General features: G+C 65.2%; 11 protein-coding genes. 9 read left to right on the forward strand and 2 right to left on the reverse strand.

What is annotated here, in order from left to right; translation table 11 throughout:
- Window position 1: 1 nt before the first annotated feature.
- Together ACZ9A3_RS02385 and ydcS are read right to left on the reverse strand one after the other, a co-directional pair.
- Complete coding sequence (locus tag ACZ9A3_RS02385; protein WP_093386765.1) at window positions 2–1,042, reverse strand: ABC transporter ATP-binding protein; 1,041 nt, start codon at window positions 1,040–1,042, stop codon at window positions 2–4.
- A 72-nt stretch (window positions 1,043–1,114) separates the two neighbouring features.
- The gene (ydcS, locus tag ACZ9A3_RS02390) at window positions 1,115–2,266 is read right to left on the reverse strand and encodes a putative ABC transporter substrate-binding protein YdcS (RefSeq protein WP_045193682.1); all 1,152 of its coding nucleotides are present in this window, start codon (window positions 2,264–2,266) and stop codon (window positions 1,115–1,117) included.
- A 152-nt stretch (window positions 2,267–2,418) separates the two neighbouring features.
- Here ydcS and ACZ9A3_RS02395 point away from each other — a divergent pair, with 152 nt between their 5' ends.
- The 9 genes from ACZ9A3_RS02395 (at window position 2,419) to prfB (ending at window position 12,959) form a co-directional block, all read left to right on the forward strand.
- Entirely contained in the window at window positions 2,419–3,138 is a 720-nt protein-coding gene (locus ACZ9A3_RS02395) for a tellurite resistance TerB family protein (protein WP_093386762.1), read from the forward strand.
- A 130-nt stretch (window positions 3,139–3,268) separates the two neighbouring features.
- Window positions 3,269–4,891, forward strand: a complete 1,623-nt coding sequence (locus ACZ9A3_RS02400; protein WP_045193679.1) for a methyl-accepting chemotaxis protein — start codon at window positions 3,269–3,271, stop codon at window positions 4,889–4,891.
- A 7-nt stretch (window positions 4,892–4,898) separates the two neighbouring features.
- On the forward strand, window positions 4,899–5,429 hold the full coding sequence (locus ACZ9A3_RS02405; RefSeq protein ID WP_045193678.1) for a chemotaxis protein CheW: 531 nt from the start codon (window positions 4,899–4,901) through the stop codon (window positions 5,427–5,429).
- Window positions 5,426–6,700, forward strand: coding sequence for a CheR family methyltransferase (locus ACZ9A3_RS02410; RefSeq protein WP_476252103.1), 1,275 nt, complete (start codon window positions 5,426–5,428; stop codon window positions 6,698–6,700). The genes ACZ9A3_RS02405 and ACZ9A3_RS02410 overlap by 4 nt, the downstream gene beginning before the upstream one ends.
- Complete coding sequence (locus ACZ9A3_RS02415; protein WP_045193675.1) at window positions 6,697–7,362, forward strand: chemotaxis protein CheW; 666 nt, start codon at window positions 6,697–6,699, stop codon at window positions 7,360–7,362. The genes ACZ9A3_RS02410 and ACZ9A3_RS02415 overlap by 4 nt, the downstream gene beginning before the upstream one ends.
- Window positions 7,359–9,644 (forward strand): response regulator, encoded by a 2,286-nt coding sequence (locus ACZ9A3_RS02420; protein WP_476252104.1) that lies wholly within the window; start codon window positions 7,359–7,361, stop codon window positions 9,642–9,644. Before ACZ9A3_RS02415 ends, ACZ9A3_RS02420 begins: the two co-directional genes overlap by 4 nt.
- The gene (gene cheB / locus ACZ9A3_RS02425; RefSeq protein WP_045193672.1) at window positions 9,641–10,654 is read left to right on the forward strand and encodes a chemotaxis response regulator protein-glutamate methylesterase; all 1,014 of its coding nucleotides are present in this window, start codon (window positions 9,641–9,643) and stop codon (window positions 10,652–10,654) included. The genes ACZ9A3_RS02420 and cheB overlap by 4 nt, the downstream gene beginning before the upstream one ends.
- A 51-nt stretch (window positions 10,655–10,705) precedes the next feature.
- Entirely contained in the window at window positions 10,706–11,710 is a 1,005-nt protein-coding gene (locus ACZ9A3_RS02430; RefSeq protein WP_045193671.1) for a response regulator, read from the forward strand.
- 153 nt (window positions 11,711–11,863) lie between these two features.
- Window positions 11,864–12,959, forward strand: a protein-coding gene (prfB, locus tag ACZ9A3_RS02435) for a peptide chain release factor 2 (RefSeq protein ID WP_143013309.1) whose coding sequence is annotated in 2 segments (ribosomal slippage) — window positions 11,864–11,935 and window positions 11,937–12,959 — 1,095 coding nt in all. Because the reading frame shifts where the segments join, the coding sequence is not laid out codon by codon here.
- Window positions 12,960–12,972: the final 13 nt, after the last annotated feature.

The following is a 12,972-nucleotide window of genomic DNA, read 5'->3' on the forward strand; positions in this document are numbered from 1 at the left end:
TTCAGTGGCCCTCGCCGGGCACGGTTTCCTGCAACGCCGTCATCGCCTCGCGGGCCCAGCGTGCCTGCAGGCGCTGGCCGGGCTGCCAGGGCGCGGCGTGTTCCTGCCACTGGTTGTTGGCCTGGCTGATGCTCAGCAACTGGCCGTTGTCCAGCTGCAGCTCGTAGCGGGTGGCGCTGCCCTGGTACTGGATATCGTGGAGCAGGCCGCTGACCTGGATTTCGTTGCTGGCCGCTGGCTGGTCGCCAAGGCGGATGTGTTCCGGGCGGATCGAGAACGGCAGCTGGCTGCCATTGAGCTGCTGCGCCAATGCGCCGCGCAGCACATTCGAGGTGCCGACGAACTCGGCGACGAAAGTGGTCGCCGGCTTCATGTACAGGTTGCGTGGAGTGTCGACCTGCTCGATGCGGCCGCGGTTGAACACCGCGACGCGGTCCGACATCGACAGCGCCTCGGTCTGGTCATGGGTGACAAAGATGAAGGTGATGCCCAATTGGCGCTGCAGCTTTTTCAGCTCGCCCTGCATTTGCTCGCGCAGTTTCAGGTCCAGCGCTCCCAGCGGTTCATCGAGCAGCAGCACCCGCGGACGATTGACCAGCGCCCGCGCCAGGGCCACGCGCTGGCGCTGGCCGCCAGACAGTTGCACCGGCTTGCGCTGGCCATAGCCGCCCAGGGCAACCATGACCAGGGCCTCTTCGGCGCGGGCATGGCGTTCGGCCTTGGCCACGCCCTTGACCTTGAGGCCATAGGCGACGTTGTCGCGCACGTTCATGTGCGGGAACAGCGCGTAGTCCTGGAACACCGTGTTGACGTCGCGCTGGTAGGGCGGCAACCCCGCCGCCTCTTCACCGTGGATGCGGATCGACCCGGCACTGGGTTGCTCGAAGCCTGCAATCAGGCGCAGGCAGGTGGTCTTGCCCGACCCCGAGGGGCCGAGCATCGAGAAGAACTCACCGTCGTGGATGTCGATCGACACCTGGTCAACCGCCCTGACCTCGCCAAAGGTGCGCGAGACATTGGTGAACTGCACTGCAAGGGTCATGGTGCGAAGCTCCAGCAAGAGGGAGCAAGCCCGCGTCTTCAGGTGGGAACGGGCTTGCCCCGCGACAGGGCCCTAACGGCCGCCCATGATCGCAATATAGTCCTGGGTCCAGCGGCTATAGGGCACGAACTTGCCCCCTTCGGCCTGCGGGGTCTTCCAGAAGGCGATCTTGTCGAACTGGTCGAAACCATTGGTCTTGCAGCCCTCGGCGCCGAGCAGTTCGCTGCCGCTGCAGGCCGCCGGCACCGCGGGCAGCGAGCCGAACCAGGCCGCTACGTCGCCCTGGACCTTGGGCTGCAGCGACCAGTCCATCCACTTGTAGGCGCAGTTGGGGTGCTTGGCCTCGCTGTGCAGCATGGTGGTGTCGGCCCAGCCGGTGGCGCCTTCCTTGGGAATGGTCGAGGCCACCGGCTGTTTGTCGGCTTGCAGGCCGTTGACCATGTAGCCCCAGGAACTGGAGGCGACCACGCCCTCGTTCTTGACGTCACTCATCTGCACCGTGGCATCGTGCCAGTAACGGTGGATCAGCGGATGTTGCTGGCGCAGCAGGTCGAGCACCGCTTGGTACTGGGTTTCGTTCAGTTCATAGGGGTTGTGGATGCCCAGTTCAGGTTTGGCCGACTTCAGGTACAGCGCCGCATCGGCGATGTAGATCGGCCCGTCGTAGGCCTGCACCCGGCCCTTGTTGGGCTTGCCGTCGGGCAGCTCCTGCGGCTCGAAAACCACGCTCCAGCTGGTCGGCGCCTGCTTGAACACCTCGGTGTTGTACAGCAGCACGTTCGGACCCCATTGGTAGGGCGTGCCGTACACCTGTTGGTTGACCACGTACCAGGCGCCGTCCTTGAGCCGCGGGTCGAGGTTCTTCCAGTTGGGGATCAGCGCGGTGTTGATCGGCTGCACGCGCTTGCCGGCGATCAGGCGCAGCGAGGCGTCACCGGAGGCGGTGACCAGGTCGTAACCGCCCTTGGTCATCAGGCTGACCATCTCGTCGGAGGTGGCGGCGGTCTTGACGCTGACCTTGCAGCCGGTGTCCTTCTCGAAGCCGGTCACCCAGTCGTAGGCCTTGTCGCTTTCACCGCGCTCGATGTAACCCGGCCAGGCGACGATATCCAGCTGGCCTTCGCCGGCGCCCACGGCTTTCAGGGGTTCGGCGGCCTGCAGGCTGGCGCTGGCCAGCAGGGCGGTGCTCAGGGCGCAGAGCGTGGCGGTCTTGTGCACGAACATGGTGTTCCCTCTTGTTGGAATTATCTCGGGGCGGTGAAAGTGCAGGTATAGCTGGTTTAAGCGTAGGCAACATCTGGAAGCAAATGCATTCAGCTTCGCTTCAGCCTGCGGCAGTACTCTTTGGGCTTCTTTCCTCCCCATGGAGATGCCCCATGAACACCCGCGGCTTGCTTGATCAACTGCTCAAATCCGGCCAGGACCTGCTGCAGAACCAGGGCGGCAAAAGCCCTGCCGGCAAATCCGGCGGCCTTGGCGACCTGCTCGGCGGCAAGGGCGGTGGTGGCCTGGGCAGCCTGCTCTCCGGTGCCGGCGGCGGTGCTCTGGCAGCAGGGGCGATGGGCTTGCTGATGGGCAACAAAAAGGCTCGCAAGTACGGCGGCAAGGCCCTGACCTACGGCGGCCTGGCGGCCCTCGGGGTGATCGCCTACAAGGCCTACGGCAACTGGCAGGCCAAGCAGGGCACTGCGGTGCAGGGTGAGCCGCAAACCCTCGACCGCCTGCCGCCGGCCCAGGTCGAGCAGCACAGCCAGGCGATCCTCAAGGCGCTGGTGGCAGCGGCCAAGTCCGATGGCCATGTCGATGACCGCGAGCGGGCGCTGATCGAGGGCGAATTCGTCAAGCTGTCCAGCGACCAGGAACTGCAACACTGGCTGCACGCCGAGCTGAACAAACCGCTGGACCCGGCCGACGTCGCCCGCGCCGCCAGCACCCCGGAAATGGCCGCCGAAATGTACATCGCCAGTGTCATGCTGGTGGACGAGGAGCATTTCATGGAGCGTGCCTACCTGGACGAACTGGCGCGCCAGCTCAAGCTTGACCCGGCGCTCAAGAGCGAGCTGGAAAACCAGGTAAAACTTGCTGCCAGTCAATGAAACCGGGCTAATGGCCAGTATCTAGCCCGTTTGGCCCGATCCAGCCGTTAAGTCAGCCGCAAAAGCGCGCAGCCGCTGGGCTATACTCTGCCCATTTTTCCTGCTCGCGTAGAACACTTGAGGGCTGACTGTGAAAAACTGGACCTTGCGCCAACGGATCCTGGCGAGCTTCGCCGTGATTATCGCCATCATGTCGCTGATGGTGGTCGCTGCCTATTCGCGACTGGTGGCCATAGAGTCCGGCGAGGAAGCGGTGCGAACCGACAGCATCCCCGGGGTCTACTACAGCTCCATGATCCGCAGCGCCTGGGTCGACAGCTATGTACTGACCCAGCAGCTGGTGGGCCTGAGCGACCACCGCGAGCTCACCTCGGCCGACATGGAGCTGTACAAGGGCTTTGAAGAGCGCCTCAAACAGCACATGGCCAGCTACCAGGCGACCATTCGCGAGAAGGACGACCAGGCCAGCTTCGACCAGTTCGGCCAGCTCGAAGCGGGCTACCTGAAAGCGGTGGATAGCGTCCTGGAGGCCTACCGCAAGAAGGATTACCCCGAAGCCCAGCGCCTGCTCGCCGAGGTGCTGACCCCGGCCTGGGTCGATGGCCGCAAGCACCTGAACGGGGTGATCGAGCGCAACCGTCATTCGGCCGAATCCGCCACCGACTCCATCGTCAGCGCCGTGGCCACGGCCAAGTTCAGCATGATCGTCTCGCTGTTGCTGGCGATTGTCGCCGCAACCATCTGCGGCCTGGTGCTGATGCGCGCCATCACCGCACCGATGCAGCGTATCGTCCATGCCCTGGACAAGCTCAGCGGCGGCGACCTCAGCGTGCGCCTGAACCTGGACCGCAAGGATGAGTTCGGCGCGGTGGAAACCGGCTTCAACGAAATGATGGGCGAACTGACCAACCTGGTGTCCCAGGCCCAGCGCTCCTCGGTGCAGGTCACCACTTCGGTGACCGAGATTGCCGCCACCTCCAAGCAGCAACAGGCCACCGCCACCGAGACCGCCGCCACCACCACCGAAATCGGCGCCACTTCGCGGGAAATCGCCGCGACTTCCCGCGACCTGGTGCGGACCATGACCGAAGTGACCTCGGCCGCCGACCAGGCCTCGATCCTGGCCGGCTCCGGCCAGCAGGGCCTGGCGCGCATGGAAGAGACCATGCACCAGGTGATGGGCGCGGCCGATCTGGTCAACAACAAGCTGGCGATCCTCAACGAGAAGGCCGGCAACATCAACCAGGTGGTGGTGACCATCGTCAAGGTCGCCGACCAGACCAACCTGCTGTCGCTCAACGCCGCCATCGAGGCGGAAAAAGCCGGTGAGTACGGCCGTGGTTTCGCCGTGGTCGCCACTGAAGTGCGGCGCCTGGCCGACCAGACTGCCGTGGCTACCTACGACATCGAGCAGATGGTTCGCGAGATCCAGTCGGCGGTGTCGGCCGGGGTCATGGGCATGGACAAGTTCTCCGAAGAAGTACGCCGCGGCATGTTCGAGGTGCAGCAGGTCGGCGAGCAACTGACCCAGATCATTCACCAGGTCCAGGCCCTGGCGCCGCGGGTGTTGATGGTCAATGAAGGCATGCAGGCCCAGGCCACCGGCGCCGAACAGATCAACCATGCCCTGGCGCAGTTGGGCGATGCCAGCAGCCAGACGGTCGAATCGTTGCGCCAGGCCAGCTTTGCCATTGACGAACTGAGCCAGGTGGCCACCGGCCTGCGTGGCGGCGTGTCGCGGTTCAAAGTCTGACCTGCCGATGAACGACCTTCAGCCTCGCCGCAACCAGGATGCGGCCTCCCACGGCACCCTGTACCTGGTGTTTCGCATCGGCGACCAGCGCTTTGCCCTGGACGCCCATGAGGTCGCCGAAGTGCTGCCGCGCCTGCCGCTCAAGCCCATTGCCCAGACCCCGGCCTGGGTGGCCGGGGTGCTGGCGCATCGTGGCGCGCTGGTACCGGTGATCGACGTCGGCGCCTTGAGCTTCGGTTTGCCGGCGCCGGTGCGCACCAGCACGCGCCTGGTCCTGGTGCACTACCGTGCCGACCCGTTGCGCCCGCACTTGCGGCTGGGGCTGATCCTCGAACAGGCCACCGATACCCTGCGTTGCGACCCCGCCGAGTTCCAGCCCTATGGCCTGGACAACCAGCAGGCGCCTTACCTGGGGCCGGTGCGCGAGGATGCCCACGGTTTGCTGCAATGCATCGGTGTACAGGACCTGCTCAGCGCCGAGGTGCGCCAGCTGTTGTTCCCGCCTGAGCTGGCGGCGAGCGACGAGGGCCTGGCATGAGTGGCGAACAGCGCTTCTTTCGCTTTTTGCAGGATCGGATCGGTCTGGATGTCGCCTCGGTCGGCGCAGCGATGGTCGAGCGCGCCTTGCGTCAGCGCTGCGCCACCCTCGAAGCCCGCGACCTGGATGACTACTGGCTGCGCCTGCAGCAGTCGAGCCAGGAGCAGCAGGCGCTGATCGAGGCGGTGATCGTCCCGGAAACCTGGTTCTTCCGTTATCCGGAGTCGTTCAACGCCCTGGTGACCCTGGCGCGCAAACGCCTGGCCGAGCTCGGTGGCATGCGCCCGCTGCGCATCCTCAGCCTGCCGTGCTCGACCGGCGAAGAGCCGTACTCGATTGCCATGGCCCTGCTCGACGGCGGCTTTGCCGGGCACAGCTTTCGCGTCGACGCTATGGACATCAGCCCCAATTCGATTGATCGCGCCGAACAGGCGCTGTACGGGCGCAACTCGTTCCGTGGCTCGCACCTGGACTTTCGCGAGCGGCACTTCAGCGACAGCGACGAAGGCCAGCGCCTCGACGAGCGGGTTCGCCAGCAGGTCAAGCTGCAGGTCGGCAATGTACTGGATCCGGCGCTCAAGGCCCGCGAGGGCAGTTACGATTTCGTGTTCTGCCGCAACCTGCTGATCTACTTCGACGTCCCCACCCAGCAGCGGGTGTTCGAGGTGCTCAAAAGCCTGATCCATGAGCAAGGTGTGCTGTTCATCGGCCCGGCCGAAGGCAGCCTGCTGGCGCGCATGGGCATGCGCCCGGTGGGCATTGCCCAATCCTTTGCCTACGTACGCCAGGCTGAAATGCAGCCGGCGCCGCCGAGCAAGCCGTTGGCGATCCCTTTGCCGTTGACAGTGCCGGTGACGGCGGCCAGCGTGCCGCGCCCGGCGTCGGCGCCGCTGACGGTGCGCAAGCTCAAGCCGATTGCGCCGCCGCCGGCGAAGCCCGCCGCGCAGGATGCGGCCAGCCAATTGCTGGCGCAGATCGCCCAGATGGCCAATGCCGGTAGCAGCACCGAGGCCCAGGCCGCGTGTACCCGTTACCTGCAGCAGTATCCGCCCACTGCCCAGGTGTTCTACTGGCTGGGCTTGCTCAGTGATACCGCCGGCGACAGCGGTGAAGCCCTGAGCCATTACCGCAAGGCGCTCTACCTTGACCCCCAGCATCCGGAGGCACTGGTGCACCTGGCCGCGCTGCTGGCTTCGCAAGGTGATGTCGCAGGCGCCCGGCGCCTGCAGGAACGGGCCGCACGGCGCGCTGACCGGGAGTCTGAGCAATGATGGGTGACAACGACGTGCAACTGGTCGCCAGTGACGCCGCCAGCATTGACGATTGCTGGAACCGTATCGGCGTACACGGCGACAAGAGCTGCCCGCTGCTTGATGAACATATTCACTGCCGCAACTGCGACGTCTATGCCGCTGCAGCGACGCGCCTGCTGGACCGCTATTCGTTGTCTCAGGAAGCCCACGAGCAGAGCGAGGCGCCTGAGCAAGCCAGCAGTGGCCGCTCATTGCTGCTGTTTCGCCTGGGCGAGGAGTGGCTGGCGCTGGCCACCCGCTGCCTGGTCGAGGTTGCGCCGCTGCAGCAGGTGCATTCCCTGCCACACCAGCGCTCGCGGGTGCTGCATGGCGTGGCCAATGTACGTGGCGCGCTGGTGCCCTGCCTGTCGCTGGGCGACCTGCTCGGCCTTGAAACCCAGGGTTCGGCGCCAACCTCGGCGCGGATCATGCCGCGCATGCTGATCATCGCCGCTGCCGGCGGCTCGGTGGTGGTCCAGGTCGATGAAGTGGACGGCATCCATGCTCTGGACCCCGTCCGCCTGGGGGCCGAGCAGGGCGAAACGCGTTTTACCGCAGCGGTGCTGCAATGGCGCGGACGCAGTGTTCGCGTGCTGGATGAAGACCAAGTGCTGTCTGCCGTGAACCGGAGCCTGTCATGACCCCAGAGCAAATGCGCGACGCCTCGTTGCTCGAGCTGTTCAGCCTGGAGGCCGAAGCCCAGACTCAGGTGCTCAGTGCCGGGCTGCTGGCACTGGAGCGCAACCCGACCCAGGCCGACCAGCTTGAAGCGTGCATGCGCGCAGCCCATTCGCTCAAGGGCGCGGCGCGGATTGTCGGCGTCGATGCCGGGGTCAGCGTCGCCCATGTCATGGAAGACTGCCTGGTCGGCGCCCAGGAAGGCCGCTTGCTGCTGCGCCCGGAGCATATCGATGCGCTGTTGCAGGGCACCGACCTGCTGATGCGCATCGCCACGCCGGGCGATGCCAGTATCGATGCCGCGGTGCAGACCTTTCTGGTGCAGATGGCCGCGTTGCTCGACCCTGGTGCACCAGCAGCGCCTGCGATCGCAGCGCCGCCATTGCCGGAACCCGAGCCCGAACCCGAACCACTGGCGGTCGAGCTGCCAAGCGTTGACCCCGAACCCGAGGTCGAAGCCGCGCCGGTGCGCAGCGGCAAACGCACGACCGAGGGCGGTGAGCGGGTCTTGCGGGTCACGGCCGAGCGCCTGAACAGCCTGCTCGACCTGTCGAGCAAATCGCTGGTCGAAACCCAGCGGCTCAAGCCTTACCTGGCCACCCTGCAGCGCCTCAAGCGCATGCACGGGCAAAGCATCCGCGCCCTCGACGGCCTCAAGCAGCAACTGGAAAGCAGCGGCCAGAGCGCCGAAGTCCAGGACGCTTTGGCCCAGGCCCAGCGTCTGCTCGGTGAGACCCAGCAAATTCTGTTGCAGCAAGCCTCCGATCTCGATGAGTTCGGCTGGCAGGCCAGCCAGCGCGCGCAGCTGCTGTACGACACTGCACTGGCCTGTCGCATGCGTCCGTTTGCCGATGTGCTGTCCGGGCAAAGCCGCATGGTCCGTGACCTTGGTCGTTCGCTGGGCAAGCAGGTGCGCCTGGACATCGACGGGGAGAAAACTCAGGTCGACCGCGACGTACTGGAAAAGCTCGAAGCGCCCTTGACCCACCTGCTGCGCAATGCCGTCGATCACGGTATCGAATCGCCCGAGCGGCGCCTGGTGGCCGGCAAGCCCCTGGAAGGGCAGATCCGCCTGCGTGCCTCGCACCAGGCCGGCCTGCTGGTGCTTGAGATCAGCGACGATGGCGGCGGCGTCGACTTGGCACACTTGCGCCAGAGCATCGTCGAGCGCCAGTTGTCACCGGCCGAAACCGTGGCGCAGATGAGCGAGGCCGAGCTGCTGACCTTCCTGTTTTTGCCCGGTTTCAGCCTGCGTGACCGGGTTACCGAGGTGTCCGGGCGCGGTGTCGGCCTGGACGCCGTGCAGCACATGGTTCGCCAGTTGCGCGGCTCGATCGAGCTGACCCAGACCAGCGGCCAGGGCAGTTGCTTTCACCTCGAAGTGCCGCTGACCCTGTCGGTGGTGCGCAGCCTGGTGGTCGAGGTTGGCGCCGAAGCCTATGCCTTCCCGCTGGCACATATCGAACGCACCCTGGAGCTGCCGGCCGAGGCCATCGTGCAGATCGAGGGCCGCCAGCATTTCTGGCATGAGGGCCGGCATATCGGCCTGGTCGCGGCCAGCCAGTTGCTCAACCGTCCGCCAAGCCAGGGCGAAGGGCAGAGCATCAAGGTGGTGGTGATTCGCGAGCGCGACATGCTCTACGGCGTGGCAGTCGAGCGCCTGATCGGCGAACGGGTGCTGGTGGTGATGCCGCTGGACGCGCGCCTGGGCAAGGTCCAGGATATTTCCGCCGGGGCTTTGCTCGACGACGGCGCGGTGGTGCTGATTATCGATGTCGAAGACCTGCTGCGTTCGGTGGAAAAACTCCTCAGCACCGGCCGCCTGGAGCGTATCGAGCGCGGCCAGCGCAGCGTGCGCGAGGCGGCGCGCAAGCGCGTGCTGGTGGTCGACGACTCGCTGACCGTGCGCGAACTGCAGCGCAAGCTGCTGAGCAACAAGGGCTATGAAGTGGCCGTTGCGGTCGACGGCATGGACGGCTGGAACGCCTTGCGCAGCGAAGACTTCGACCTGCTGATCACCGACATCGACATGCCGCGCATGGACGGTATCGAACTGGTCACGCTGCTGCGGCGCGACAGCCGCCTGCAATCGCTGCCGGTGATGGTGGTGTCGTACAAAGACCGCGAAGAAGATCGTCGCCGTGGACTGGACGCCGGGGCCGACTACTATTTGGCAAAGGCCAGTTTTCACGATGATGCCTTGCTCGACGCCGTCGTCGAGCTGATCGGGGGAGCGCAGGGATGAAAATCGCCATCGTCAACGATATGCCCATGGCCGTGGAGGCCTTGCGCCGGGCGTTGGCATTCGAACCGGCCCATCAGGTGATCTGGGTCGCCAGCAATGGCGCCGATGCGGTCAAGCTGTGTGCCGAGCAGTTACCGGACCTGATCCTCATGGATTTGATCATGCCGGTCATGGATGGCGTCGAGGCCACCCGGCGGATCATGGCCGAAACGCCGTGCGCCATCGTGATCGTCACCGTCGACCGCCAGCAGAACGTCCACCGGGTGTTCGAGGCCATGGGCCATGGCGCCCTCGACGTGGTCGACACCCCGGCCCTTGGCGCCGGCGATCCGCGTGAAGCGGCAGCGCCGCTGCTGCGCAAGATCCTCAATATCGGCTGGCTGATCGGCCAGCAGCGCAGCACCCCGACCCGGGCCATGGCCGCGCCGGTGCGAGAAGCCGCGCAGCGCCAGGGCCTGGTTGCCATTGGCTCTTCGGCGGGCGGCCCGGCGGCCCTGGAAGTGCTGCTCAAGGGCTTGCCGCGCAGTTTTCCGGCGGCCATCGTGCTGGTCCAGCACGTTGACCAGGTGTTCGCCGCCGGCATGGCCGAATGGCTCAGCAGCGCCTCGGGCCTGGCGGTGCGCCTGGCCAGCGAAGGCGAGCCGCCGCAACCGGGGCAGGTGCTGCTGGCCGGCACCAACCACCACATTCGCCTGCTCAAGAACGGCAACCTGGCCTATACCGCTGAGCCGGTAAACGAAATCTACCGGCCCTCGATCGACGTATTTTTTGAAAGCGTGGCCCGCTACTGGCGCGGCGACGCGGTCGGCGTACTGCTCACCGGCATGGGGCGCGATGGCGCCCAGGGCCTGAAGCTGATGCGCCAACAGGGCTTTCTGACCATCGCCCAGGATCAGCAGAGCAGCGCGGTGTACGGCATGCCCAAGGCAGCCGCCGCGATAGACGCCGCCGTCGAAATTCGCCCTCTGGAGCGAATCGCCGCGCGATTGATGGAAATTTTTCCAAAATGACGATATGTATTGAGCCACGCCGGCTGGCCGGCAGTGACCAGGTGACAGCGCATGAATGATTTACCGCTCGACGGTTTTCCGACCATGAATGAAAATTCGGCAATGGTCCTCTTGGTCGACGATCAGGCAATGATCGGCGAAGCGGTGCGGCGTGGCCTGGCTCACGAAGAGAACATCGATTTCCACTTCTGCGCCGACCCGCACCAGGCGGTGGCCCAGGCTGTGCGCATCAAGCCCACGGTGATTCTCCAGGACCTGATCATGCCCGGCCTTGACGGCCTGACCCTGGTGCGCGAATACCGCAACAACCCGGCCACCCAGGACATCCCGATCATCGTCCTGTCGACCAAGGAGGACCCGCTGGTCAAGAGCGCCGCCTTTGCCGCCGGGGCCAACGACTACCTGGTGAAGCTGCCGGACAACATCGAGCTGGTGGCGCGTATCCGCTACCACTCGCGCTCCTACCTGACCCTGCTGCAGCGCGACGAGGCCTACCGCGCCCTGCGCGTCAGCCAGCAGCAGTTGCTCGACACCAACCTGGTGCTGCAGCGGCTGATGAACTCCGACGGCCTCACGGGGCTTTCCAACCGTCGCCACTTCGACGAGTACCTGGAGCTGGAATGGCGCCGGGCCATGCGCGAACAGGCGCAGCTGTCGTTGCTGATGATCGATGTCGACTATTTCAAGTCGTTCAACGACACCTTCGGCCACCTGGCCGGTGACGAAGCGCTGCGCAAGGTCGCCGAAGCCATTCGCGCCTCCTGCGCCCGCCCCAGCGACCTGCCGGCCCGTTACGGTGGCGAGGAATTCGCCCTGGTGCTGCCCAACACCTCGCCGGGTGGCGCCCGCCTGGTGGCGGAAAAACTGCGCCAGACCGTGGCGGCGATGAACATCGCCCACACCATGCCCAACGCCGACTCGGTGCTCACCGTGAGTATCGGCCTGGCGACCCTCACCCCGGGTATCGGCAGCCATTGCCGGCAACTGATTTCGGCAGCGGACAAAGGCCTGTACCTGGCCAAGAACAACGGCCGTAACCAGGTCGGGGTGGATTGACGGTAGCTACAAGCGGCAAGCTTCAAGCGGCAAGAAAAAACCTGGCGCCGGGTTTTTCTCCGGCCTCTTGTCGCTTGTAGCTTGCCGCTTGAAGCTGTAACTCCGCTATACTCTCCGGCTTTTCTACAGAATACGCACGAGAGCTGCCCGCCCATGGAAATCCAACCGATCCTGAACACCATCAAGGACCTCACCGAGCGCTCCGAGTCCATTCGGGGGTATCTTTGACTACGATCAAAAGCATGACCGCCTGATCGAAGTCAACCGCGAGCTCGAAGACCCGAACGTCTGGAACAAGCCCGAGTACGCTCAGGCCCTGGGCCGCGAACGTGCCATGCTGGCGCAGGTCGTCGAGACCCTGGACAAGATGTCCGGTGGCCTGGCCGACTGCCAGGACCTGCTCGACATGGCCGTCGAGGAAAATGACGAAGGCGCCGCGAGCGACGTCGTGACCGAGCTGCAAGGTCTGGAAGAAAGCCTGGCACAGCTTGAGTTCCGTCGCATGTTCAGCGGCGAGATGGACATGAACAACGCCTACCTGGACATCCAGGCCGGCTCCGGTGGTACCGAAGCGCAGGACTGGGCCAACATCCTCCTGCGCATGTACCTGCGCTGGGCCGACAAGCGCGGTTTCGACGCCACCATCATCGAGCTTTCCGAGGGTGAAGTCGCCGGCATCAAGGGTGCCACCGTGCACATCAAGGGCGAGTACGCCTTCGGCTGGCTGCGTACCGAGATCGGCGTGCACCGCCTGGTGCGCAAGAGCCCGTTCGACTCCGGCGCCCGTCGCCACACCTCGTTCTCGGCGGTGTTCGTGTCGCCCGAGATCGACGACAAGGTCGAAATCGACATCAACCCGTCCGACCTGCGCGTCGACACCTACCGCTCCTCGGGCGCCGGTGGCCAGCACGTAAACACCACCGACTCGGCAGTACGTATCACCCACGTGCCGACCAACACCGTGGTGGCCTGCCAGAACGAACGCTCCCAGCACGCCAACAAGGACACCGCCATGAAAATGCTGCGGGCCAAGTTGTACGAGCTGGAAATGCAGAAGCGCAACGCCGCCTCGCAGGCATTGGAAGACAGCAAGTCGGACATCGGCTGGGGCCACCAGATCCGTTCGTACGTGCTGGATGACTCGCGTATCAAGGACCTGCGTACCGGCGTCGAGCGCAGCGACTGCCAGAAGGTGCTGGACGGCGACCTCGACCAGTACCTGGAAGCGAGCCTCAAGCAGGGGCTGTAAGCCGCACACCACC

Source organism: Pseudomonas sp. TE4620 (assembly GCF_056279045.1).